Source organism: Enterococcus sp. 5B3_DIV0040 (genome assembly GCF_002140755.1).
Classification (GTDB): Bacteria; Bacillota; Bacilli; order Lactobacillales; family Enterococcaceae; genus Enterococcus_D; species Enterococcus_D casseliflavus.
In genome coordinates, this window is sequence record NZ_NGLC01000001.1 from 1637963 (window position 1) to 1663289 (window position 25327).

General features: G+C 42.0%; 20 protein-coding genes. 4 read left to right on the forward strand and 16 right to left on the reverse strand.

The genetic code is table 11. The features are described 5' to 3' along the window. Positions 1-146: 146 nt before the first annotated feature. The 3 genes from ligA to A5883_RS07790 all read right to left on the reverse strand — a co-directional run bounded on the left by ligA (position 147) and on the right by A5883_RS07790 (position 6112). Positions 147-2177, reverse strand: coding sequence for an NAD-dependent DNA ligase LigA (ligA, locus tag A5883_RS07780; protein WP_081117063.1), 2031 nt, complete (start codon positions 2175-2177; stop codon positions 147-149). 13 nt (positions 2178-2190) lie between these two features. Next, complete coding sequence (gene pcrA / locus A5883_RS07785; RefSeq protein ID WP_034857801.1) at positions 2191-4434, reverse strand: DNA helicase PcrA; 2244 nt, start codon at positions 4432-4434, stop codon at positions 2191-2193. A gap of 211 nt (positions 4435-4645) precedes the next feature. After that, complete coding sequence (locus tag A5883_RS07790) at positions 4646-6112, reverse strand: alpha-amylase (protein ID WP_015509620.1); 1467 nt, start codon at positions 6110-6112, stop codon at positions 4646-4648. A 205-nt stretch (positions 6113-6317) separates the two neighbouring features. Here A5883_RS07790 and A5883_RS07795 point away from each other — a divergent pair, with 205 nt between their 5' ends. From A5883_RS07795 to A5883_RS07805, 3 genes are read left to right on the forward strand one after another with little or no spacing between them, the layout of a single operon-like run. Then, positions 6318-7073, forward strand: a complete 756-nt coding sequence (locus A5883_RS07795) for a DeoR/GlpR family DNA-binding transcription regulator (protein WP_005225973.1) — start codon at positions 6318-6320, stop codon at positions 7071-7073. After that, positions 7070-7987 carry a 1-phosphofructokinase gene (gene pfkB, locus A5883_RS07800; protein ID WP_015509619.1) on the forward strand — a complete coding sequence of 306 codons (918 nt, stop codon included), beginning with the start codon at positions 7070-7072 and terminating at the stop codon, positions 7985-7987. The genes A5883_RS07795 and pfkB overlap by 4 nt, the downstream gene beginning before the upstream one ends. Positions 7988-8000: 13 nt before the next feature. Then, entirely contained in the window at positions 8001-9926 is a 1926-nt protein-coding gene (locus tag A5883_RS07805) for a PTS fructose transporter subunit IIABC (protein ID WP_034857806.1), read from the forward strand. A gap of 105 nt (positions 9927-10031) precedes the next feature. Here A5883_RS07805 and A5883_RS19800 read toward each other — a convergent pair whose 3' ends face one another. From A5883_RS19800 to A5883_RS07850, 10 genes are all read right to left on the reverse strand, one after another. Further along, entirely contained in the window at positions 10032-10919 is an 888-nt protein-coding gene (locus A5883_RS19800) for an IS3 family transposase (protein ID WP_317756472.1), read from the reverse strand. Next, positions 10877-11443, reverse strand: a complete 567-nt coding sequence (locus A5883_RS19805; protein WP_015509615.1) for a helix-turn-helix domain-containing protein — start codon at positions 11441-11443, stop codon at positions 10877-10879. Before A5883_RS19805 ends, A5883_RS19800 begins: the two co-directional genes overlap by 43 nt. A gap of 155 nt (positions 11444-11598) precedes the next feature. Next, positions 11599-12480, reverse strand: coding sequence for a helix-turn-helix transcriptional regulator (locus A5883_RS07815; RefSeq protein ID WP_016610131.1), 882 nt, complete (start codon positions 12478-12480; stop codon positions 11599-11601). Between the two features lie 171 nt (positions 12481-12651). Continuing rightward, entirely contained in the window at positions 12652-13236 is a 585-nt protein-coding gene (yihA, locus tag A5883_RS07820) for a ribosome biogenesis GTP-binding protein YihA/YsxC (protein ID WP_016610132.1), read from the reverse strand. 69 nt (positions 13237-13305) lie between these two features. Then, a complete protein-coding gene (clpX, locus tag A5883_RS07825; RefSeq protein WP_010748174.1) occupies positions 13306-14550 on the reverse strand; it encodes an ATP-dependent Clp protease ATP-binding subunit ClpX in 1245 nt (414 codons plus the stop codon). Between the two features lie 226 nt (positions 14551-14776). After that, positions 14777-16060, reverse strand: a complete 1284-nt coding sequence (gene tig, locus A5883_RS07830; protein ID WP_086338269.1) for a trigger factor — start codon at positions 16058-16060, stop codon at positions 14777-14779. 119 nt (positions 16061-16179) lie between these two features. Beyond that, a complete protein-coding gene (locus tag A5883_RS07835) occupies positions 16180-17127 on the reverse strand; it encodes a hypothetical protein (protein ID WP_086338270.1) in 948 nt (315 codons plus the stop codon). Between the two features lie 37 nt (positions 17128-17164). Then, entirely contained in the window at positions 17165-17995 is an 831-nt protein-coding gene (locus A5883_RS07840) for an RDD family protein (RefSeq protein WP_086338271.1), read from the reverse strand. Between the two features lie 2 nt (positions 17996-17997). Continuing rightward, positions 17998-19029 carry a signal peptide peptidase SppA gene (gene sppA, locus A5883_RS07845; protein ID WP_015509610.1) on the reverse strand — a complete coding sequence of 344 codons (1032 nt, stop codon included), beginning with the start codon at positions 19027-19029 and terminating at the stop codon, positions 17998-18000. 31 nt (positions 19030-19060) lie between these two features. After that, on the reverse strand, positions 19061-19351 hold the full coding sequence (locus A5883_RS07850) for a hypothetical protein (RefSeq protein ID WP_086338272.1): 291 nt from the start codon (positions 19349-19351) through the stop codon (positions 19061-19063). A 446-nt stretch (positions 19352-19797) separates the two neighbouring features. On the opposite strand from A5883_RS07850, the gene glmS reads away from it, so the two are divergent. Further along, complete coding sequence (gene glmS, locus A5883_RS07855; protein WP_086338273.1) at positions 19798-21609, forward strand: glutamine--fructose-6-phosphate transaminase (isomerizing); 1812 nt, start codon at positions 19798-19800, stop codon at positions 21607-21609. Between the two features lie 291 nt (positions 21610-21900). On the opposite strand, the gene glmM is transcribed toward glmS, so the two are convergent. The 3 genes from glmM to cdaA are packed head-to-tail and all read right to left on the reverse strand — an operon-like array spanning position 21901 to position 25265. Next, positions 21901-23256 carry a phosphoglucosamine mutase gene (glmM, locus tag A5883_RS07860; RefSeq protein WP_005225959.1) on the reverse strand — a complete coding sequence of 452 codons (1356 nt, stop codon included), beginning with the start codon at positions 23254-23256 and terminating at the stop codon, positions 21901-21903. Between the two features lie 39 nt (positions 23257-23295). Further along, positions 23296-24387, reverse strand: a complete 1092-nt coding sequence (locus tag A5883_RS07865; protein WP_086338274.1) for a CdaR family protein — start codon at positions 24385-24387, stop codon at positions 23296-23298. Beyond that, positions 24384-25265 carry a diadenylate cyclase CdaA gene (cdaA, locus tag A5883_RS07870; protein WP_005235688.1) on the reverse strand — a complete coding sequence of 294 codons (882 nt, stop codon included), beginning with the start codon at positions 25263-25265 and terminating at the stop codon, positions 24384-24386. Before cdaA ends, A5883_RS07865 begins: the two co-directional genes overlap by 4 nt. Between the last annotated feature and the right edge of the window lie 62 nt (positions 25266-25327).

A 25327-nucleotide genomic window follows, 5' to 3' on the forward strand; every position in this document is an offset into this window, starting at 1 on the left:
ACAAATCATGAAATAGAATTTGAAAATTATCAAATATAATTGCAAATAAAAGCAGAAATCATTTCTTTCCTCGTAGTGAAGGGAAGAAATGATTTCAATTAGACAAGAAAAAACAACTGCTTCTCGTCTGTGACAATGCTTAAAGGTTATTGATCTGCCGAATGACTGCCTTCGATCGCAGCCACCATTTGAGCTTCATCCCAAACGGTGACACCTAGGGATTGTGCTTTGGTCAGTTTGCTGCCTGCTTCTTCCCCAGCAACAACGATATCGGTCTTTTTCGATACACTGCCTGTTACCTTCCCACCGAGATTTTCAATTCGTTCCTTGGCTTCTTCACGAGTGAAGTGACTTAATTTTCCTGTTAAAACGACGGTTTTCTCTTTAAATGGTGATTCGACGTCTTCCAACTGTTCATTTCTAAGCCCCAAATAAGCAAAGTTGACACCCGCTCTTTCAAGTTCATCTAACAGGTCGTGAACTTCTTGATTGTCAAAATACGTGACGACACTTTCAGCAATCGTTGCGCCGATAGCTTCTAGTGAAATGATTTCTTCTTCCTTGGCTTTGCTGAGCGCCCGCAGATCACCGAAATGTTCTGCTAAAATCCGAGCCGCTTTCGCACCAACATGACGGATGCCTAGCCCAAAAATCAAACGTTCAACCGAATTTCCTTTACTTTGATGAATCGCCCGCAACAGGTTATTGGCTGATTTCTCTTTGATTTTATCAAGGGTCAACAATTGTTCTTCTGTTAAAAAGTACAAGTCGGCCACATCTTTAACTAAGGATTTATCGAACATTTGCTCTAAAACACGGGGCCCTAAACCGTCAATGTTCATAGCATTCCGTGAAACGAAATGGCTTAGTCCTTCTTTGATCTGTGCTGGACACTTTGGATTGATACAACGCAAGGCAACTTCTTCATCTAAATGGATCAGCTCACTCCCACATTCGGGACAATGTGTAGGCGATTCAAAGGGTTGACTTGCTTCTGTTCGTTTTTCTTCCAAGACTTTCGCAACCTCTGGAATAATGTCCCCCGCCTTATAGATGATGACCGAATCGCCAATGCGGATGTCTTTCATTTTAATGAAATCTACATTATGGAGACTGGCACGGCTGACCGTCGTTCCAGCAACACGAACAGGGGTCATAACAGCGGTCGGTGTCACAACACCCGTCCGTCCCACGGTCCATTCGATCGTTTCGATCACTGTTTCCGCTTCTTCCGGTGGAAACTTATATGCCGCCGCCCATCGGGGTGCTTTTACGGTAAAGCCTAGCGCATCTTGATCTTTGAAATTATTGACTTTGATGACTACGCCGTCAATCTCATAGGGAAGCTCACTGCGCTTGTCATGAAACTCTTCGATATATGCCCAAACCTCATCGATGGTGTGGCACACTCTGCGTTCGTGATTTGTACGAAAGCCTAATTGATCCAGTTCATTCAATGCTGAAAATTGATCATTGGCTTCAATTGGTCCAAAGTCAGCTAGTGTGTACAAGAAGGTGCTTAAGTTTCTTTGGGCTGCGATCCGTGTGTCTAATTGTCGCAAGCTTCCAGCCGCTGCGTTTCTAGGATTGGCAAAAACTTCCGCCCCTTCTTCTTCTCGCTGTTGATTCAATTTCAAAAACGAAGCCTTTGGCATATAGCATTCGCCGCGAACTTCCAACGAGATCGGTTCTTTTAATTTCAGTGGAATCGATTTGACGGTCTTTAGGTTTTCTGTAATGTTTTCACCTACCGTACCATCTCCTCGAGTTGCTCCACGAACAAAGCGCCCTTCTTCATATTTCAAGGAAATTGACAATCCATCGATCTTTAACTCGCAGACATAATCTACCGCTTTCCCCAGTGCTTTTTGAACACGGGCATCAAAAGCCACGATTCCTTCTTTGTCAAAGACATCGTTCAGGCTATATAGCGGAATATCATGCGTGACCTTTTCAAAGCCAGGTAAAATGATACCGCCTACTCGTTGGGTGGGTGAGTCTTCGGTTACTAGCTGCGGATAATTGGTTTCAATTTCAACCAGTTCTGCATATAGCTGATCATAGAGATAATCTTCCACGGAAGGCTGATCTTTTACATAGTATTCGTAAGCATACTGATTTAATTGTGTGCGCAGCTCTTCTGCTCGTGATTGGATTTCTTTTGAAGGGACATCCATCCTAATATCCTCCTTATTTTTCAACTTTTTCAATCGGCGCAAAGGCCGCCAACAATCGTTTGACTCCTTGTTGTGGGAACGCCACATCTAATTCAACATCTTGCGCGCTGCCAGTCGTCCGAACGACGGTACCGATTCCCCATTTTTTATGTTGAACTTTCTCGCCAACTTGCCATGTATTACCAGCTGCAGAAGTCTGTTGTTTAGAAGCGACAGTCGTTTGACGCGGCTGTGTATAGCTCGGTTTGAACACTTTTGGTTGAAACGGTGCAGCAGCTTTCGGCTGTGAACGCTCGCCTAATGATTGCAGCAGATCTTGTTCGATCTCTTCGATAAACCGAGACGGACGATTGTATTGGGTCCGACCGTATAATGTTCTGGAAAAAGCGTTGGTCATAAAGAGCTCTTCCTCGGCACGAGTGATTCCCACGTAAGCAAGGCGCCGTTCTTCTTCGAGCTCGCTTTCTTCCATTAAGGCACGAGAAAGCGGGAAGATATTTTCTTCCAACCCAATCAAAAATACCACTGGAAACTCTAGTCCTTTTGCAGCATGCAAGGTCATCAAAGTCACTTGACTACTTTCTTCTTCATAACTATCGACGTCTGACAATAAAGCTAAGTCATTTAAGAAAACACTCAACTTCTCATCTGGTGCATCTGCATCGTCTTCGTTTTGCGCCTCAAATCGTTTGTCGAATTCTTGGGTAACCGATAAAAATTCTTCCAAGTTTTCAAGTCTAGCTTGTGCTTCTAAATTATTCTGGTTGACTAACTCTTGACGATAACCCGTTTTTTCTAATATTTCTTTTGTCAGTTCGGTTACTGATAGGTAAGGAACCATCTGGGCGAAGCCATCCATCATCATCCCAAAGCTTCCTAATTCTTTGCCAGCCTTTCCAGAAATATTCGCTAACTCGACGTTCATGGCTGCTTCTAACAATGACCATTCATGAAGATTCGCAAACGCTCGTAGTTTCTCGACGGATGTCGCACCGATCCCACGTTTTGGTACATTGATGATACGCTCTAAGCTGATGGAATCTCGCGGATTGGCGATCGCCGATAAATAGGCCAAAATATCACGGATTTCTTTGCGGTCATAGAATTTTCTGCCGCCGACCATCGTATAAGGAACGTTGGCCTTTAAAAGCATTTCTTCAATGATCCGTGACTGGGCATTGGTCCGATACAATATCGCAAAATCACCGAATTTACGGTTCTTTTCTGCAATTTGTTTTTGCATTTCACTGACGATAAATCGTGCTTCATCTCGTTCACTATCCCCGCGATAATAAGTGATCTTTTCCCCATCATGATTTTCTGTCCATAGATTTTTATCTGGACGGTTGCGGTTATTTTTGATTACTTGGTTTGCCGCATTTAAAATCGTTTGCGTTGAACGATAGTTTTGCTCTAACAAAATCGTTGCGGCATCTGGATAGTCCTTTTCAAAGTCTAAAATATTTTGCATGTTGGCACCACGCCAACCGTAAATACTTTGGTCCGCATCCCCAACAACACAAAGATTTCGAAAACGAGCGGCCAATAAATTGACCAGTGTGTATTGGGCGTGGTTGGTATCTTGGTATTCATCGACATGGATATAGTGGAATTTCCGTTGATAAAATTGCAGCGCATCTTCATTGTCTTGGAAGAGGCGGATCGTATTCATGATTAAATCATCGAAGTCCATGCATTGATTATTGCGCAGCTCTTTTTGATATTTTTCATAACAACGACCTACGATCTGCTCAAATAGACTACCTTCCATGGCTTGGTAAGCTTCAGGTGTCAACAGCTCGTTCTTGGCATGAGAGATCGTTCCCAAAATAGAACGAGGATCATATTTTTTGGGATCGATATTCAATTCTTTTAATACCCGTTTCATCAGTGTATTTTGCTCAGAAGAGTCAATGATGGTAAAATTCTTCGAATAGCCAATACGATCAACGTCCCTGCGCAAGATTCTGACACACATCGAGTGGAAGGTTGAAACCCAAACGTCTTCTCCACCCGATCCTAATAGTTGACTGACCCGTTCCTTCATTTCACGTGCCGCTTTATTGGTAAATGTGATGGCTAAAATATTCCATGGATTCACATTTTTTTCTTCTATTAAATAGGCGATTCGGTGGGTTAGGACACGGGTCTTCCCGCTTCCTGCACCTGCCATCAGCAGCAACGGTCCTTCCGTATGAATAACGGCTTCTTTTTGCCGTGGGTTCATGCGTTCAAGTAATTCACTTTTGGATGACATGATTTTAAACATCCTTTCTTTCTCAATCTTCTCAATTATAGCATTATCCGGGAAAGGGGAAAACCGAACGCTTTGAAAACTTTTAATTAAAAGCGCTTTGATTTTTTCCCTTACGATTCATGCGATTTTTTCAAGAGAAAGCAGGCTTGATTTGTTTACATAATAAAAAGGCTGTAAACCTACCAGCCTTTTTATTCGTTGAAGATCTTGGTTAACTAAAGTACTTCTCCACTAGTTTTTCATTTACATAAATCGAGACTTGCCCATCATTGACCGGGAAAACACCTTTTCCGGTATCATCTAAAACAACTTTCGCTTCATTGTTTCTCAATATATCCACGAATGTCTCTCCACCATGGATCGCACTGATAGTCATTTCTTTTTCCGCTCCTTGGGCATTGGTCATCACGACCGCTAATCCAGAAAGCTCATGTTCATAATCGCCAGTTAATACCCAGCCAATGCAATTAGGATCATCGAAATAATCGACTTGATTCCCGAATGCAAGCTTCTCCCGAAGTTTCAGCATATGGACCAGCGCATCCCCGACAGGGGCGATTTCTTGCGCGGGAATCCCAAATAAATCCCCCCAGAAAACTACTGGTACGCCAGCTTTACGTAAAAGGATCAATGAATAGGCATGGACTTTGAACCATCCGTCTATCCAAGATTGTAAACTTTGCCCAACCTGCGTGTCATGATTATCCACAAAAGTCACTGCATAATCTTCGCGAGCGGCGGTCAACGTCCCTGCAAAAATTTGGCTCATATCGTATTCGCCATTTGAGTGAGATGCTTCATATAAATTGTAGTGCAATGGCACATCAAATAAATAAATCAAATTTCCTGAAGAATCTAAATACTCTTCTAATTTTGGCAGATCCCCTGACCAATATTCTCCGACAACAAATAGTGGTTTGCCTTTTTCCTCGCGTCGGTTTAAGATCCAATCCGCGTAATAGTTAAACTCAATGTGTTTGACCGCATCTAGTCGATACCCGTCAACGCCGGTCAGTTCTTGGTACCATTGGCCCCATTTATTGAGTTGTTCCACTGTTTCGGGATTTTCCATGTCCAAATCACAACCCATTAAGTAGTCGTAATTGCCCATCTCATCATCCACTTGGTTTTCCCAGCCCTTATCAGCGAAGTTAAAAATCCCGTGGTCTTTGTTGCGGTCATCATAATCGACACCAGAAAAATTATGCCACGTCCAAACGTAATCATTGTACGTCCCCTGACGTCCTGGGAATGTGAACTTGGTCCAAGCTTCGATTTCTTCCTCATCACTGATCGGTTCATTACGGTTTTCGGTATTGTATTTAACCGCTGGAACGACTTCTTTTTCATCGGCACCAATCAAGTGATTGAAAACGATGTCGGCATAAACCTCTATTCCTTGTTCTTGCAGTGCTTTGATGGCTTCTAGGTATTCATCCTTTGTCCCATATTTTGTTGGCACCGACCCCTTTTGATCGAATTCGCCTAGATCATAATAATCATAGACACCATACCCAACGTCTTCGGACCCAGCTGTCCCTTTATAGGCAGGCGGCAGCCAAATTGCGGTAAATCCATACTCTTTGATTTCTTTACTCATTTCTTTCAATTTGTTCCAGTGCTGGCTATCTGCCGGCAGGTCCCATTCGAACCCTTGTAAAATGACTTTGTTATTCATTTATTTATCCCCCCTTACTTTAATTAAGCCAAATAATAGTAAAAATTGTCAAATATAAGGATAGCTATTAAATCAAAATGACGGTTATCATGACCGTTTATGACCGATTCTATTTATTCACGCTTTCATTTTGAATGTTTTTTACTGTTTATGATTGATTTTGAACGAATCATATGGTATCATGGCAGGTGAAGAGGTGATGAAAATGCTTACAGAGGAGCGTCATCAAGCGATTTTGGCACGATTGGAACAAGAAGAGATCGTCAAGGTCAGTGAACTGATTCAACTGTTGGATGCTTCAGAATCAACGATCCGTCGAGACCTGCAAGAGTTGGAAGACAAAGGATTTTTAGTCAGAATTCACGGTGGAGCCAAGAAAAGTCAGCAATTAGGCTTCGAACCAAACATGTCAGAAAAAACGGCGAAGTTTCAAACGGAAAAGCAAAAGATAGCAAGAGCAGCTGCCCAGACGATCAAAAATGGTGAAGTCATTTACTTAGATGCTGGTACAACGACCCTCGAAATGATTCCTTTCCTATCGGCTATCACAGGCCTTAAGGTGGTCACAAACTCCGTCAAACACGCTTCCCTATTGATCGATCACGGGATCGACACCATGATTTTAGGGGGAACCATTAAGATATCGACGAACGCTGTGTTAGGGATCAATGCTGGTGAACAACTGCGAAAACTACGCTTTAATCGTTGCTTTATGGGCATGAACGGGGCTCATTCTGAGGCTGGATTCACAACACCTGATCCTGAAGAAGCCCTGATCAAGCAGATCGCTTTAGAGCACAGTCAACAAGCCTATGTCTTGCTAGACCATTCCAAATTTCAGCAAACGACTTTTGCTCAAGTTGCCTTTATCGAAGGTGCGACGATCATCACCGATTATTGCCCAAAAAACTATTTAGCGAAATTCAGAGCAAAAACAACCATTATGGAGGTAATACAATGATTTACACAGTAACACTCAATCCATCGATCGACTTTATCGTCCATGTCGATCATTTGGAAATCGGCGCCCTTAATCGAATGAAACAAGACTTTAAACTACCTGGCGGCAAAGGAATCAATGTCTCACGGATTTTGAAACGCATCGGCATCGCCTCGACTGCCCTTGGTTTCGTTGGCGGATTTACTGGTCGTTTTATTGAAGAGTGGCTGACCAAAGAGGAAATCAACAGCAACTTTACCCAAGTCGCTGCGGACACACGAATCAATATCAAACTAAAATCCGGCGAAGAAACAGAAATCAACGGTCTTGGCCCAGTCATTCGCCAGCAAGAAATTGCTGAATTGAAACACCAATTAGCCACTCTTTCTGCCGAAGACATCGTCATCCTATCAGGAAGTAAACCAGCTGGTCTTCCAACCGACTTTTATAAAGAATTGATCAAAATCGTTAAAGAAGCGGGTGCGGAATTTGTCATTGATACGACCGGCGCGGAACTTTTTGATGCTTTATCCGATCAGCCTTTGCTGATCAAACCAAATAATCATGAATTAGCCGAACTTTATGAAACTTCTTTTTCAACAATCGAAGATATTTTGCCTTATGGTCAAAGAATGCTAAAGGATGGCGCTAAAAATGTCATTGTCTCTCTAGGCGGCGATGGCGCCCTGCTCTTTACTGGCAATGAGATCTATCGATCCAATGTGTTGAAACGACCTTTGAAAAATTCAGTCGGCGCTGGAGATTCCATGATTGCTGGATTCATTGGGCGTTATGCAAAGACCAAAGATGTGGTTGAAGCATTCAAATGGGGAGTCGCTTGTGGCAGTGCCACTGCGTTTTCAGATGATTTAGCTGAGGCGTCATTTATCGAAGAATTACTACCTGAAGTCATAATTGAACAAGTGAATCTATAGGAGGATGGAAAAAATGAAAATCAATGAGTTGATGCTGAAAGATGCCATGATCATGGACTTACAAGCAACAGACAAAAAAGGTGCCATTGATGAAATGGTAGCAAAATTATATGCTGTCGGACGAATTTCAGATATCGAGGTCTACAAAGAAGGAATTCTTGCCCGAGAAGCTCAAACATCAACAGGGCTAGGTGACGGCATCGCAATGCCTCATGCCAAAAACAGTGCGGTCAAAGAAGCGACGGTCTTATTCGCAAAAAGTAATGCGGGTGTTGACTATGAGGCGTTAGATGGACAACCAACGTACCTCTTCTTTATGATCGCAGCACCAGAAGGAGCAAATGATACTCATTTACAAGCATTAGCAGCGCTATCTCGCTTGTTGATCGATCCGGATTTCGTTGCTAAATTAAAAACAGCGACGACTGCTGATCAAGTACAGCACCTTTTCTCAGAAGCTGAGGCACAGCAAGAAGCCGATGCTTTAGCAGAAGAAGCGGCAAACCAAGAAGCAGCACCCGCTAGCGAACGTCCCTATATCGTCGCAGTTACAGCTTGCCCGACAGGAATCGCCCATACCTACATGGCAGAAGATGCTTTGAAAAAGAAAGCCAAAGAGCTGGGTGTTGACATCAAAGTCGAAACAAATGGTTCAGAAGGAATCAAAAATCGCCTAACAGAAGCTGATATCGCTCGAGCTACTGGTGTAATCGTAGCTGCTGATAAAAAAGTAGAAATGGATCGCTTTGACGGCAAACATTTAGTAAACCGTCCTGTCAGTGATGGGATCCGTAAAACCGAGCAATTAATCAATGAAGCAATGAGCGGAACTGCTCCTGTTTTTCATGGTAGCGGCCAAGCTTCTGATAAAGAGGACGCTTCTGCTGATGGTTCAGTCGGTCAACGAATCTATAAAGATTTGATGAATGGTGTTTCTCATATGCTGCCATTTGTTATTGCCGGTGGAATCATGATCGCTATTTCCTTCATGGTGGACCAGTTCATGGGTGTCCCTCAAGATGCCTTGAGTCAATTAGGAAACTACAACCAAGCAGCTTCTTGGTTCAATCAAATCGGTAGCGCGGCATTTGGTTTTATGCTACCTGTCTTAGCTGGATTTATCGCTTCAAGTATCAGTGACCGACCTGGATTGATCGTCGGTTTCGCAGCAGGTGCGTTAGCAAATACAGGTGGTGCTGGTTTCTTAGGTGCCTTGATCGGCGGTTTCTTAGCTGGTTACGTCATCAAGTTCTTACGTTCATTATTCAAAGGCTTACCAAAATCATTAGAAGGAATCAAAACGATCCTCTTCTACCCTGTTTTCGGCCTATTGATCACTGGCTTCTTGATGTTACTGATCAACGTGCCAATGAAAGCTATCAACGACGGTTTGAACAGCTTCTTGACTGGCTTAAGTGGTACCAACGCAGCTTTACTTGGCGCTTTGTTAGCAGCGATGATGGCAGCCGATCTAGGCGGCCCAATCAACAAAGCCGCTTATGTTTTTGGTACTGCAACATTGGCAACGACCGTTGCTGAAGGTGGTAGCGTCGTGATGGCATCTGTAATGGCGGGCGGAATGGTTCCTCCATTAGCAATCTTTGTCGCAACGTTATTGTTCAAAAATAAATTTACAAAAGACCAAAAAGAAGCAGGTTTGACAAATATCGTCATGGGGCTGTCCTTCGTCACAGAAGGTGCGATTCCATTTGCAGCAGCAGATCCACTGCGAGCGATCCCAAGCTTTATCGTCGGTTCTGCCCTGACTGGTGCACTTGTCGGTGCCTTTGATATCCAATTGATGGCGCCACATGGTGGGATCTTCGTTGTCCTATTATTATCTAAACCAATTTTGTTCTTGCTATTCATCTTGATCGGTGCGATCGTTTCTGGAGTCGTATTCGGTTTGTTGAAAAAAGCGCCTGAGCAAACAGCCTAATTGAAAAGACCCACAAGATCCTCGTGATCTTTGTAGTGACCCCAAAAAGTTAGACTTTTATGGAGTGGAGAAATCCACTCCTTTTTTGTACGATAAAATTAACTGTTAAACAGCTGTTTTTACAGCTTCTCGAAACTGAACTGGACTTCGCCAATTTAATTTCTTTTTGATGCGTTTATGGTTGTAATAATAGATATATTGGTCAATTTTTGTTTTCAATTCATCTAAACTCCGATAGACTTCTCCATGAAAAATCTCTTGCTTTAATAAACCAAAGAAGTTTTCCATAGGTGAGTTATCTAAACAATTCCCTTTACGAGACATACTCTGGAAGATTTTATGCTGCTTCAATTTATTCTTATAAGCATTCATTTGATAGGCCCATCCTTGATCTGAATGGAAGGTTCTACGAAATGGACAATCATTTGTCATCTGGATTGCTTCTTCTAATCCTTCCATTATGGCTAGTGCGTTTGGTTTTTCAGAAATCCGATAAGATAGAATTTCACTATTGTAGAAATCCATGAAAGGATCTAAATACAGCTTTTTCTGACGAACGACACCTGTGGTGTCTACTTCATAATACTTAAACTCTGTGGTATCAGTTGTAATTTTTTGGTGACAGATATTTGTATAAAACCGACGATGAATACGATTTTTGGCGACAGTGCCAACCTTCCCACGATAAGAATTGTACCGTCGAGATTTTCGAGTGTAAGACTTTACTTCGATACCTAGTTTTTTTATCAGACGTTGAATCTTCTTTTTATTGACATGAATCCCTTGATTCTCTAATTCTTTTTTTAGTCGCAGACAGCCATAGTCTTTATGCTCCTTGCGAATTTCAAGCATTTTTTCTTCAATTTCTTGGTCTGGGTTTGGTCTGTCAAACCGTTTCTGCCAATACATATAGGTTGCTTTAGGAAATTTCAATGTTTCAAGAAGCTCAACTAGTTTGAATGATCCTCGGAGGCTGGCGATGATTCGTGCGATTGATTCTTGCGTCTTTGCTGGGCTTCCTGTTTTCGCAGCTTCCTCAACTCTTTTAAAAAGGCATTCTCAATTTGAAGGGATCGGACTTGCTTTTCTAATGCCTTGATACGATCGCGTTCTTCAGTTGTTGTATTTTCTTTTTTGTTCTCTTTTTTTCTAGCCAAAGTAAGTGGTCGTCCTTTCTCTTTTGAGATCCCCTCAATACCTGCTTCTCTGAAATTACGCATCCAATTGGCAATAAGCGCAGGGTTGTTCATTTCTAAAGTGCTGGCAACTTCTCGATAGGACATCTCACTTGTTTGATATAACTCTATCGCATTTAACTTAAATTGAACAGAATATTTCTGATTTTGATGCTTTCTCAATAGACCTTCCTCTCCGTATTCACGATAGGCATTCACCCAATCACTTACTTGAGACTTGCTTGAAATACCGTATTTATTGGCAAGATGCCGATATCCACCCACACCACTAAGATATTCTTTAACGATTTTTAGTTTTAATTCAAAAGGATATTTTGCCATACAAATAGCGACCCCCAAAAGTTAGATTTTTGGTCTAACTTTTGGGGGTCGCTTCAGACACGTCAGTCCCTTGCCTTTTTTTACTTGTCGAAATAGAAAATGAGCCACTGAAGCTACATAAGTTCAACGATCAGAATCATCATCTAGAGGTTTTCTTATAGCTCTTCATACAACATGCTTTGACGTAATCGCACCAAGCCAATGGTCAACAAGCAAAGAATAAAAAAGATGGTTGTTAAGATCGTCATCACGAAGATCACCACAAAAATCGGTGAGCTCGTAAAACGAATCATTGGTTCAAAGATAGTGGTTTTAATCAAGTCAGGGATCTCAGAGACTAAGAGTTGTTGAATCGCTTGGTTAAAATCTTCCGTTGATGAATTTGCGGGCAAAACAGCCATAAAACTCCCTACACCATAATTTGCGACCCCAATCCAAGCAATTGCGACATTTGCTAGAGCGAGCCAGCCAACGCCAAGATTACCGACAACGATCGAACCGATCGCAAGATTGCCAATCCCAACTAATAAGCCAAAGCAGAGATTCCCTATTGCAATGACACCGATACTGACTGTCCCAATTCCCAACATTCCGAAGGACAATAAGCCAATCGATAAAAAGCCTAAACTGACAACCCCCAAAGCAATAATCCCTTTGGCTTTGACACCAAGGCTAAACCAGCCGCTGGCAGTTGGTAGCTCTTTCATCAGCACAAAAAACGCTCGAACACTCGTCACTTGATTCAGTAATAAGAATAAATTGGGAATCAAAATGTGCATCAACGGAAGCCGCAGAACCGTCCGTTCACTTTTGTATTCATAATAGTAGGTTTCTTTCTTTTCTTTTAATAGGTCTTCCACTGGTGTGCCTAATAAATCGGCTAGACGGACCAATGTCTCGATGTCTGGCAACCCATTTCCTCGTTCCCATTTTGAAATGGCCTTATCAGAAACAAATAACCTCGCAGCTAATTCCTTCTGTGTTAAATTATGTCTTGATCGATACTCTTTTAATTTTTTACTTAATGATTCATGCATTCGACCACACCTCCTTGTTACAAGTTTAACAAATAACAAGGAGATTTTCGCTAAAATGGAGCAAATTCAGCACTCTACGCTGCGTAGAATAGCTTAAATCAGCTGATTTCCACTGTAAAATGAGAAAAACCGAAGCAAAGGACTTTCTTGCTTCGGTTTCCTAAATGATAATTATTTTATTGCTGCTTCAATCGCTTTCCACGCTTCTTCTTTTCCTTGTTTGGTAATGGAAGAAAAGAGGATAAACGTATCTGCTGAATCAAAGGATAATGCTTTTTTGATCATGCTTTCATGCTTGTTCCATTTCCCACGAGGGATTTTGTCTGCTTTGGTGGCGACCACGATCACTGGAATCTCGTAGTATTTCAAAAACTCATACATTTGAATATCTTCTTGTGAGGGGGCATGACGCAAATCAACAAGAGATACGACTGCACGCAGCTGCTCTCTTTGTTCAAGATATGTCTCAATCATTTTCCCCCATTTCGCTCGCTCTGTTTTCGATACTTTTGCATAGCCGTAGCCGGGGACATCGACAAAATGCAACGTATTTTCAATCAAATAAAAGTTCAGCGTTTGCGTCTTCCCAGGTTTTGATGAGGTACGGGCTAAATTTTTACGATTGATCAATGTATTGATGAAGGATGACTTTCCGACATTTGAGCGGCCTGCTAAGGCAATCTCCGGTAAAGGTGTAGCTGGATATTGTGCTGGAGAAACGGCACTGATGACGATTTCAGCATCATGTACTTTCATCGAATCGCTCCTTTCTATTTTTTCAAAAAGAAAGCCGGATAGCAATGAAACTATCCGACTTGGTCTCGATTAGACTGCTTTTTTGGTCTCTTCATTGTAAATGATTTTTGGTTCACCAAGTCCTTTTGCCGCTTCTTCCGTGATGGTGACTTTTTGGATCGACTCATCAGAAGGGACATTGAACATGACATCCATCATGATATTCTCGATGATCGAACGCAACCCACGAGCACCGGTATTTCGCTCAATGGCTTGCGCAGCAATGGCACGCAAAGCCTCTGGCTCAAATTCAAGCTCGGTGTCATCTAATGCCATTAACTTTTGGTATTGTTTGACTAGCGCATTTTTTGGTTCAGTCAAAATATGCACTAAATCATCTACTGTTAATTTCTCTAGCGCAGCCATCACTGGCAAGCGGCCAATAAATTCAGGAATCAAACCGAATTTAAGCAAGTCTTCAGGAATGATTTGCTGCATCACACTTTCGCCTTCTTCAAGACGCTTATTGTTCGTGCCAAAACCAATTGTTTTTTCACCTAAACGGTTTTTAACGATGGTTTCGATTCCGTCAAACGCCCCGCCAACGATAAAGAGAATATTGGTGGTATCAATTTGGATCATCTCTTGATGTGGATGTTTCCGTCCACCTTGTGGCGGTACACTAGCAGTCGTTCCTTCTAGGATCTTCAGCAATGCTTGCTGCACGCCTTCACCGGATACGTCACGAGTAATCGATACATTTTCACTCTTACGGGCGATTTTATCGATCTCATCAATATAGATGATTCCTTTTTCTGCCATTTCTACGTTATAATCAGCAGCTTGTAACAGTTTCAAAAGAATGTTTTCCACATCTTCACCGACATAGCCGGCTTCTGTCAAACTGGTTGCATCAGCGATTGCAAAAGGCACGTTTAGTGAACGTGCTAACGTTTGTGCCAAAAATGTTTTCCCAGAACCTGTTGGTCCGATCAAGCAAATATTGCTTTTTTGTAATTCTACATCTTCTGCTGTCGTTTCTACATTGACCCGTTTGTAGTGATTGTAAACCGCTACAGCCAATGTCCGTTTCGCACGATCTTGTCCAATCACATATTCATTGAGAACATTCAATAGTTCTTGCGGTTTCGGCACTTCGGTAAATTCACGAATTGCTTCTTCGTAAAACTCTTCATCAATGATTTCTTTGCACAAATCGATGCATTCATTACAGATATAGACCCCAGGACCTGCAACGATCTTTTTCACCTCTTCTTGCGTTTTGCCACAAAAAGAACAACGAACAGCTTCATTACCGTTTGTATTATCGTACATACTGTTCACCCCTTGAAAATTTTCCAACCTATTTAAAGGAGTGGAATTTTGTTTACTAACTTTGCAGTCTTAAACAATCATATCATAACTTTTTTGAAAGAAAAAGTTCTTTTTACGTTGCCTAACGTTTTCTTATCATTTGTTAGTAATTGTTAAACTAGCCCCTCTTACTCCCAAGAAAAAACGGCAAACACCGCTAGATGTTCGCCGTTTTTAAGCATTTTGCTTACGCTTCTTTTGCAGTACCTGTGACAAGTTCAACTGCTTTCTTCATCGTGATATCATGTTTCAACATGTCTTCTGTTAAGACGCGTTTGATTTGATCCACTGGCATGTTGTAAGCTTCAGAAAGTTCTTTGATTTCGTTTTCGATATCTTCTTCTGTTGCTTCCAAACCTTCTGCTTTAGCGATTGCTTCAATAACAAGGTTTGTTTTCACGCGGGTTTCTGCTTCACCTTCAAATTGTGTGTGCAGATCTGCTTCAGTTGAACCAGTTAATTGATAATACATTTCTGGTGAGATTCCTTGACGTTGCATGTTGTTCAAGAATTCATCCATTGAACGGTGTACTTCATCATGAACCATTGAATGTGGTAATTCAACGATTTCTGCGTTTTCAACTGCTTGACGGATCGCAGCTTCATCTTTTGCATCTTCAGCTGCTTTTTCTTTTGTTTCAGTCAATTCAGCACGGTATTTTTCTTTTAATTCAGCTAATGATTCAACGCTGTCATCAACGTCTTTTGCGAATTCATCATCTAATTCAGGAAGTTCTTTTGCTTTTACTTCGTGAACAGTTACTTTGAAGACTGCTTCTTTACCAGCTAAATCTTCTGCTTGATAATCTTCTGGGAAAGTAACGGTAACGTCTTTGCTTTCACCAGCTTTTGTTCCTACTAATTGTTCTTCAAAACCAGGGATGAATGAGTTTGAGCCAAGTTCAAGTGAGTAGTTTTCACCTTTGCCACCTTCAAATGTTTCTTCCCCTAAGAAGCCTTCAAAGTCGATAACGACTGTGTCGCCATTTTCAGCTGCTTCGTCTTCTTTGATAACTAATTCAGCTTGTGCTTCTTGTTCACGTTTGATGCGTGCATCCACGTCTTCTTCTGTTACTTCGCGGTCTTGTTTTTCAACTGTTAATTCTTTGTAATCACCAAGTTTTACTTCAGGTTTTACAGTAACTTCTGCTTTGATAACCCAATCTTGGCCTTTTTCCATGCTGTCAACGTCGATTTTTGGTTGCGCAACAGGATCGATCCCTGCTTCTTTTACAGCAGCTTCATAAGCTTCTGGAAGAACAGCGTTCAATGCATCTTCATACAACGCTTCTTCGCCGTACATACGGTTAAATACTTGGCGTGAAACTTTCCCTTTACGGAAGCCAGGTACGTTAAGATTGCCTTTCACTTTATTGAATGCAGTCGTCAAGCCTTTTTGGATTTCTGCTTGAGCGATCGTAAATGTCAAAACACCATCATTGGTGCCTGTTTTTTCCCATTTTGCAGTCATTTATTTCCCTCCGAATATTAATTGATTTACATATGAAATAGCTTCATGCATACCTTTAAATAGTACACTAACGTTGTTTAATTGTAAACATTTTACCATGAAAGTTGCGAATTTTTCTTTCAGCGAATGCTCAATCGTAGGATATTGCGTAGGTGTCGTTTGCGTTCTTCTATTTCATTCACTTCTTTTGGCTGTTCTTTTTCTTCAAATAACTCACGATAATCTTCAATGTAGCTTGCCACCCATGCTTTTGCCTCCTCTTTTGCAGGTAAAAATGGGTAGCTGATGGCTAAATGATCATTGATCTCTGCTGAGACGCTTTCTGCTAAAATCGGATCTTCTTGGGCGATCGTTTCGTCAATCTCTTTCTGGATCGCTTTAACAGCGGCATCTTCTTGCAAAAGTTTTAACTCTTTCGGAACGATTTGATGCATATTCCCAAGGTAATCGATCAGTTCAAAAGGTTCGTCCACTTCAAGACGCACGAGCTCATCCACTAATTTGGGCAGTAAATATGGATTTTTGATGGAAGCTAACGTTTCATGCATCAGCGTGACAAATTGTGGTTTGGTAATGGCTTGGGTAAAAACGTGCCATTCTGTTGCACTCACCGGTTGATTGGCTTCATCTAATGCACATAAATGCTTGCGTTTCCCATGAAAATCTTCCAGTCCTAAAATTTGCTGCACTTCTTCTACCTTTGCTAATTCACTTGCTAACTGTTCCTGATAGCCGCTTGCAATTTTTGTTTTTTTACCTAATGTAAGCCAGCGCCGAGCTTTTAAATACTGACCATCCAAGATCAGCAGATGACCAATTTGTAAATACCCGTCGGTTTCTTTTAGATAATCATCCAAATAGTCTTCCGCCAGATCTAACGCTTTGGCAAAATCATTCAACTGCTGCAGACATTCAACAAGCCATTGATTGATCTCAAAACTGGCATTTTTTTGATAGAGTTCATTGTACAGGCGAAAAGCTTGCAAAAACTCCTTTGACTGGTAGGCTTTTTCTGCCGCCAGCCGAAGCCGTTCATTTGGTCCTGGGAAATCAATCGTCTCACCCATTCTCGATCCCTCCTTTACTACTTGCTTGATCTGCTAGTTAGTTTTGTGCGCCAATCATTACGTGATTGGCATCCACCTGTTTATTGAAAGCTTTGATCAGATTAATGGTCACCACACTGGTTTCTGCAAAATAATCCGCAGCCTGCTGCTTATTTTTATTAAAGACGATTGGTAAATAACCGAGATAAAAGAAAAGATTGAATTGTAATACGTAGCGTCCGCATAGCTCGCGAATCAACACGGTTTGCCAGCTGAGTTCTTCCTCTACAAAAGAAACCACTCGAATGCCAAAAAGCATTTTTCCAATCGTTTGACCATGATTTAGCTTTGTCATTAGAACAAAATAGCCTAGATAGATTGCTAAGGCACAGATGTTGTAAAGGCCAAACCGCTGATTAGTTGCTGTTAAATTCGCTAGATTGTAGATACTACCGATCGTTATTTGGGTAATCGCTCGGATCACCAACACATCAACGAGATAAGCAAAGAAACGAATCCAAAACCCAGCAAAAAAGTAGCTAGGAAAATCATTGAAGAACCGTTTGTCTTCTGCCTGTTTTTCAGGTTCTTCATACCGTTGCCAGGCTTGTTGTTTTTCCTCGATCTCGCTTTGGGTATACTCTTCTTCCTTAAAAGACGTTAAGACTTGTTGGTAAAAATCATCGGGATGATTTACTTGTGCGTTCCTCATCGCTTTGTTGGCACTTACTGGTTCGGTTGTTTCTGAAACCTGTGCCTCAGTTGGCACATCCGTATGATTGGTTGACGGTGTCGAGGTTTCCCGCTGTTCCCTTTGATCGATTGACGTACTTGTGTGATTGTCATCCGTTGACGATGTGCCAGCGGAATACTTGTTTTTCTCTGTCATAGTCATTCACCTCCATAATAATAAAGAGGTTTTGGAGCATCGCTGGTTCCAAGGCTTTCCATCAATTGGATCACTCGCTCTGTGTTTGATTCTTTTAATCCTTGTAGTTCGGCTAAACTTGAACCTAACCAAGTAGAAGCAAATCCAGTAGATGAAACATCATAGCTGAAAATCTCGGCATCTTCCAAGCCTAGATCTGCTTGCATTGCTGCTAATGTATCTTCAGGAAAACCGATTTCATCCACTAAACCAACGGACACTGCTTGCTGCCCATCATAGATGCGGCCATCAGCGATCTTTCTAACGGCTTCTTCTGTCATGCCGCGTCCTTCTGCTACGATTTTTACGAACCGACCATAGGCATTGTCGACGTAGGTCTGCAAGACTTCTTTGTCGGCTTCTGTGGGTTTTCTCGTTGCTGAACCTACATCTTTTAGTGCGCCGCTTTTATACGTATTGTCTTCGATCCCTAGCTTTTCGAATAAGCCAGCATAGTTTAACCCTGACATGATCACCCCGATTGAACCAGTAATGGTTTCATCCGTTGCAAAAATTTTATCAGCACCAGCCGAGATATAATAACCACCACTGGCTGCCATGTTTTTCATACTGACATACATCGGAATCCCTAACTCTTTGATTTTTGCTAACTCACGAGCGATCTCCGCACTTTCATAGACGCCGCCTCCTGGCGTATTGACTTCCATCAAGATGCCCCCAATAGTTGGATCTTCTTGGATCATCCGTAGTTCTTCTAAAAATCGCTGATGATCATAAGATTCTGTTGTGAATAAGCCACCACTGGAGCTGCTGGCGATGGTTCCTTCTAAAGATAAGCGAACAATACGATTGTCTTGATCTCCGGCAACTAACGTTGTCTCTTCGATCGCATTACTTCCGTAGAACAAAGCATTTAACCCTTGCAGCGTTTGAGTTTCCTCTTGCTCTGGACGATTTGTGATTACTGAAAAAACCCCCGAGCAGATAAATAACCCTGCTGCGATCGCCGCTGCGATCCATCTTCTTTTATTCATTTTCCCACCTAACTTTTCACCTTTCCCATTTTTAGTATAGATTTTTGATGACGATCACTGCTTCTTCGTCTCCAACCGCATCAAATTTCTCACTTTTTTCAGCTAAGACGTAGCCACCAAAAAATTCCTTTGTTAGTTCATCCTGGACTTTGAATGTTTGCGCGGTTTCCACGGTGACTGATCCAGGCAAAATTTCTTGCAAGCTGTCCCAGCCCGTATCCAACATGACCTTTGTTTCATCTGTGACATTAGGATCTTTTTCTATCGCAGCTACCATTTTCTTTAGCTCTGAAAAAGTCATACAATTTACAAATTCTGGCATTTCATTCCCTCACTTTCTTACTTTTTTATTGTAGCGAACTTAAAAAAAAAAGCATAGCTTTATGAGGAAATTTCTTGGGAATCTTAATCGACAAAGCTATGTCAGCTGTTTTGATTTCCTTTAAACAGGTTCAAACCAACCTTACCAATAACTATACCAATTATTTTTATATAACTTTGAGTTGACAGAAACCGGAATAAATATTATGATATTGCTTGTATTTCTATAAAATATCTCACAAGGAGGATAGATAGACCAATAAGGATAGCGCCTGATCTGGAAACAGATGACGAGGAAAGAGTTTATCGAAACATTCGGCGGATGACTCTAGGGACTGCACTCTACAGGCAAGAACAAATCTCATCGTAAGGTGATGACAAAGACTTGCTACGCAGATAGAAATACATAATGCCAAACTAAATTTTTTTGAAAGTAGGATTATCATTATGTGTGGAATTGTAGGAATCGTAGGAAAATCAAATGCAGAACGAATTATTTTGAACGGATTGGAACGCTTAGAGTATCGCGGCTATGACTCAGCAGGTCTTTATGTCGCTGATCGGACTTCGGATCACTTAATTAAAGCCCAAGGAAGAATCAAAAACTTGGAAGAAAAAGTGACTTCTGAAGTAACAGGAACGATCGGTATCGGACATACCCGTTGGGCGACCCACGGCAAGCCATCAGAAATGAACGCTCATCCTCATACTTCAGCAAACCAAGCACTCGTGTTGGTTCATAACGGTGTGATCGAAAACTTTGAAGAGCTTCATCAAGAATATTTAAGCAACCACCAATTTGAAGGTCAAACAGATACGGAAATCGTTGTTCATTTGATTGAAGCATTGAAGGAGCAAGACAACAGCACGACCAAAGCAGCCTTTAAAAAAGCTTTGTCCTTGATTCGCGGCTCTTATGCCTTTGCCTTAGTAGAAAAAAATGATCCAGAAACCATTTATGTTGCCAAAAACAAAAGTCCTTTATTGATCGGTTTGGGAGATGGGTTCAATGTCATCTGCAGCGATGCCTTAGCAATGCTCGATCAAACGACTCATTTTGTTGAGATCGAAGATGGCGAAATGGTGACCGTAACAGCCGATGCGATCGAAATCGAAGATCCAAAAGGAAACCTTGTGTACCGTGAATCTTATGAAGCACAACTAGATCTGACTGACATCGAAAAAGGAACGTACCCTTACTACATGTTAAAAGAAATTGATGATCAACCAACTGTGATGCGCCGCTTGATTCAAGAATATCAAGGAGAATCTGGTGAAGTAGTGATCGATCCAGCATTAAAAAACGAACTTTTAGCTAGCGATCGGATCTACATCATTGCTTGTGGTACTAGCAATCATGCGGGCTGGGCAGCAAAAGCCATTTTAGAAAAACTAACACAGATCCCTGTTGAGGTTCATTTATCTAGTGAGTTTGGCTACAACATGCCATTGTTGTCAGCAAAACCCTTCTTCTTATTCTTATCACAAAGTGGTGAAACGGCAGATAGCCGTCAAGTATTAGTGACGATCAACCAGTTAGGTCTTCCTAGTCTGACGATTACCAACGTTGCTGGTTCTACTCTTTCTCGAGAAGCGAACCATACCTTATTGCTTCATGCTGGTCCAGAAATCGCTGTTGCCTCTACAAAGGCGTATACTGCACAGATCGCAGTGATGACGTTATTAGCAAAAGCCATTGGTGATGAAAAAGCTGTTCCTGAAGCATTGGACTTTGATGTTTTCCATGAACTAAGCATCGTTGCTTCTGCAATGGAGGCTTTAGTGGATGAAAAAGCTGTTATCAGTCAATTTGCTGAGGATTTCCTTTCCGAAACCCGTAATGCGTTTTACATTGGACGTGGAAATGATTACTATGTATCGATGGAAGCGGCATTGAAATTAAAAGAAATTTCTTATATCCAAGCGGAAGGCTTTGCGGCTGGTGAATTAAAACACGGCACCATCGCGTTGATCGAAGAAGGTACACCAGTGATCGGTGTGATCACGGAAGAAGTGACCGGCTCTCATACGCGAGGCAATTTGAAAGAAGTCGAATCTCGTGGGGCTCATACCCTTGTGATCGTTAGCCAAGAATTAGCAAAAGCGACTGATCAAATCATTTTACCAAATGTTCATCCATTGGTAACCAGCTTAGTGGCAGTCGTTCCAACACAGCTGCTGGCTTACTTTGCCACTTTACAGCGCGGATTCGACGTTGATAAACCAAGAAACTTAGCAAAATCCGTTACCGTTGAATAAGTTTTTTAAAAGATTGAAACCGAATTGGTTATCTTCTGTATAATAAAAAGAACTCCTCGTTCGATGACTCGATCGTTCATAGGGGTTCTTTTTTTCTTGTCTACTGCACAACAAATCCGAAAAGACTTTTAAAAGCAACTATCCTTCGCAAGGCTTGCCCACTGCGTCTCCTCTGTTAAGCGTTGCCGACAAAATCGTTGACAAGTTTCTCTAATTCGCAAGTTGGCTTCTTGCTGGTAAGTAGACAAAAAAGACGACCAAAGGATATCTTTGATCGTCTTACTTCTTCGTTTATTCCGCACCGATTTCCTCTCGAACGACCGCTGCGATTTTTTCAACATAGTAATCGACTTTTTCAATGGTCGGCGCTTCTGCCATCACCCGAAGCAATGGTTCTGTTCCTGAAGGGCGAACCAAGATACGGCCTTCGCCGTTCATTTCTGCTTCTGTCTCTTCCACGATTTTACGGATAGCTGGAACATCCATCGCGCCATTTTTATCTGTCACTCGAATGTTGACAAGTTTTTGTGGATAGATCGTTACCTCTCCTGCTAATTCCGACAGTTTCTTGCCCGTTTGTTTCATGATATTCAATAGTTGAATTCCTGATAGCAAACCGTCACCTGTCGTATTGAAATCCAAGAAAATCATGTGACCTGATTGCTCGCCACCAAAATTATAATCGTTTTTACGCATTTCTTCGACGACATAACGGTCACCGACTTGTGTGATGACATCTTTCAGTCCAATTGCTTCCACTGCTTTATGGAACCCTAAATTGCTCATGACTGTTGTCACGATCGTTCCTTGGTTCAAGCGCTTTTGCTCCGCTAAATATTTCGCACAGATATACATGATTTTATCGCCATCAACGATGTTTCCTAGTTCATCTACTGCGATGACCCGATCACCATCTCCATCAAACGCAAGACCAGCATCCGCCCCTTTTTCAACGACAAATTCGGCTAACGCTTCAGGGTGAGTCGATCCCACACCATCATTAATGTTCAACCCGTCTGGAGACGTCCCCATTGTGAAGAATTCTGTTTCTAGATCGGCAAACAAACGATTGACACTTGTAGCTGTTGCGCCATTTGCTGCATCAACACACACCGTGATTCCTTCCAAATCATCAGGAATCGTTTGACGTAGAAATTGAGAGTATTTCAACAACCCTTCTGGAAACTCATCCACCGTTCCTAAGCCATCGGCAGAAGGACGTGGAAGTGTGTCTTCCGGTGCATCAAGTAATGCTTCAATTTCAGCTTCTTGTTCATCGACTAATTTAAAGCCATCATTCCCGAAAAACTTGATGCCATTGTCTTGTGCAGGATTGTGAGAGGCAGAGATCATTACACCTGCACTCGCTTTTTGCACTTTCGTCAAGTACGCAACACCTGGTGTAGAAATAACACCCAATTGGAATACCTCGATCCCGACAGATAATAGTCCAGCGATCAATGCATTTTCTAGCATCTGTCCAGAAATCCGTGTGTCCCGTCCCACCAAAACGCGGGGACGGCGGTCACCAGTTTCATGCTGACTTAATACATAGCCGCCGTAACGACCTAATTTAAATGCTAATTCAGGTGTCAACTCCTTGTTTGCTTCTCCTCTAACACCATCAGTACCAAAATATTTTCCCATTTTAATAACCTCTCTTATTCATTCTCTACAGTCAAACGACTAAGAACTGCTTGTCGTCGTGCTGCTTGCGGAATTCTCTGTTTGTTCTTGCATCGTGTCGACTGTCGAAGAATTGGCTTGAGAATTCGCACTGTTCGTTGCTTCATCGCCATCATTGTTTGATTGATTCTCAGTAGTTGTTTCTGCAACCGGAGTGATTTGGATCGTCACAACTGTTGGATTGATCGTTGTTCCCTCTGGTACTGGAATCGTTACTGTCCGTTCGGTCGTGGTTGTGATCTCACTAACATCCACTGGGACACCGATCTGTTGGGTCTCATCCAAAATACTTTGTGGTCCTGTTAGCACCGCACTGATACTACTCATCCGGTAGATGTAATGAGAGATTCCATCTGGTGTTGTCCCCTGTTGAGTGACAAACAATTCAATTTCTTTGCTTGGTGCTTCCATCATCAATGCCACATCGACCGAATCTGGCTCAGGAATGATCGCTAAAGGATTGTTTTCACTATCCCAAGCCTCGATCGTTCCATCCACCGTGATCGAATCGCCAGTAATATCATCTGGATTCACGATCGCTACCACTCGGTCGATTTCTGCCAGTGTCTTGTCGCCAGTAGTGATCTCTACTTCTTGCGGTTCAACACTCATTGAATCAACGCCGTAACCACTCGTTGCTCCATCAGTCGAGATGACTGGCTCAACGGTAAACGTTTGGGTGACTTTTTTCTCGATCGTCACAGTGACGGTTTTGGGTTCGATTTCGGCTGTCACACTTGAGCTAAGATTTTTCACTTCTAAAGGGACCTCATGGGTTCCTTCATCAAGTCCAGTCAAATCAGCAACTACTCGAAAGCTCCGCGTTTCCTCGCTACGTTCAGCATTCAATTGCACCCGATTTCGACTAGACAAAGTCACGTCTACTGTTGTTTCAAATCCTTGGATAAAGTATTCATCTATGTCATAGGTGGTCTGAATCGGTACATTATCGATCTCTTCCTCATAAGGATTTGAAGTTCCTGCAAGGTTGACTTGCAGGCTTGATCCGCTGGCGATGAAAAACAGAACCAGACTAAAGAACAGCGCTAGTATACCATAAAATACGTTTTGACGACGTTCTTTCTTGATCATTTTCTTCCTCCTTTGTTGACCCCTTCAAAGAAAGATTGCAGCAAGTTGCGTTTACCAGGCTTTTCTTCTGGCACTAATTCGCGATTCAACACGTCGAGATACTCTTGTCGCGAAAGCTCAGTAAGCATCCGATTATTCAGGGTAATACTGACGTCTCCCGTCTCCTCTGAGACGATAATGGTCAACGCATCACTAACTTCTGAAATCCCGACAGCCGCTCGATGGCGCGTCCCAAATTCTTTGGGAATCAACGGACTTTCTGACAGTGGTAAGTAGGCACTAGCAACAGCGATCTTATCATCTCTTAAGATGACTGCACCATCGTGTAGCGGTGTATTGGGAATAAAAATATTGATCAGTAATTCGCCCGTCACGTCCGCATCTAAAGGAATCCCCGTTTCAATATATTCTTCTAACCCCGTCGTCCGTTCGATCGTGATCAATGCACCAATTTTTCGTTTTGCCATATATTGAACAGCTTTGTCCAACGCTTGGACCAACACTTCATCCCGTCGTTTTTCATTCTTAGAAGTCTTGAAGAAAGAGCTACGGCCAAGATGCTCCAGCCCTCGTCGAATTTCTGGTTGGAAAATAACAATCGCGGCGATCACCCCATACGTGATGACTTGATCCATCAACCAAGATAGCGTCTTTAATCCTACGATACCTGCCAAAAACCTTAGAACAATGAATAGGCCGACGCCTTTAAACAACTGGATCGCTTTTGTTCCTCGCACAAGCTGGATCAGCTTATAAACCAAGTACCAAACAACGATCACATCTAAAACATTTACTAAAAATGACCAAGAAAATATATCAAATGAGAGCAATTCTCTCCAATAATCTAAATTAAAAAAATCCCTGAAATTTATCAACATAAACAGCCTTCCTTTATTCTTAAGACTTCAGATAATAGTATAACATAGGACCTCTTCAAAGA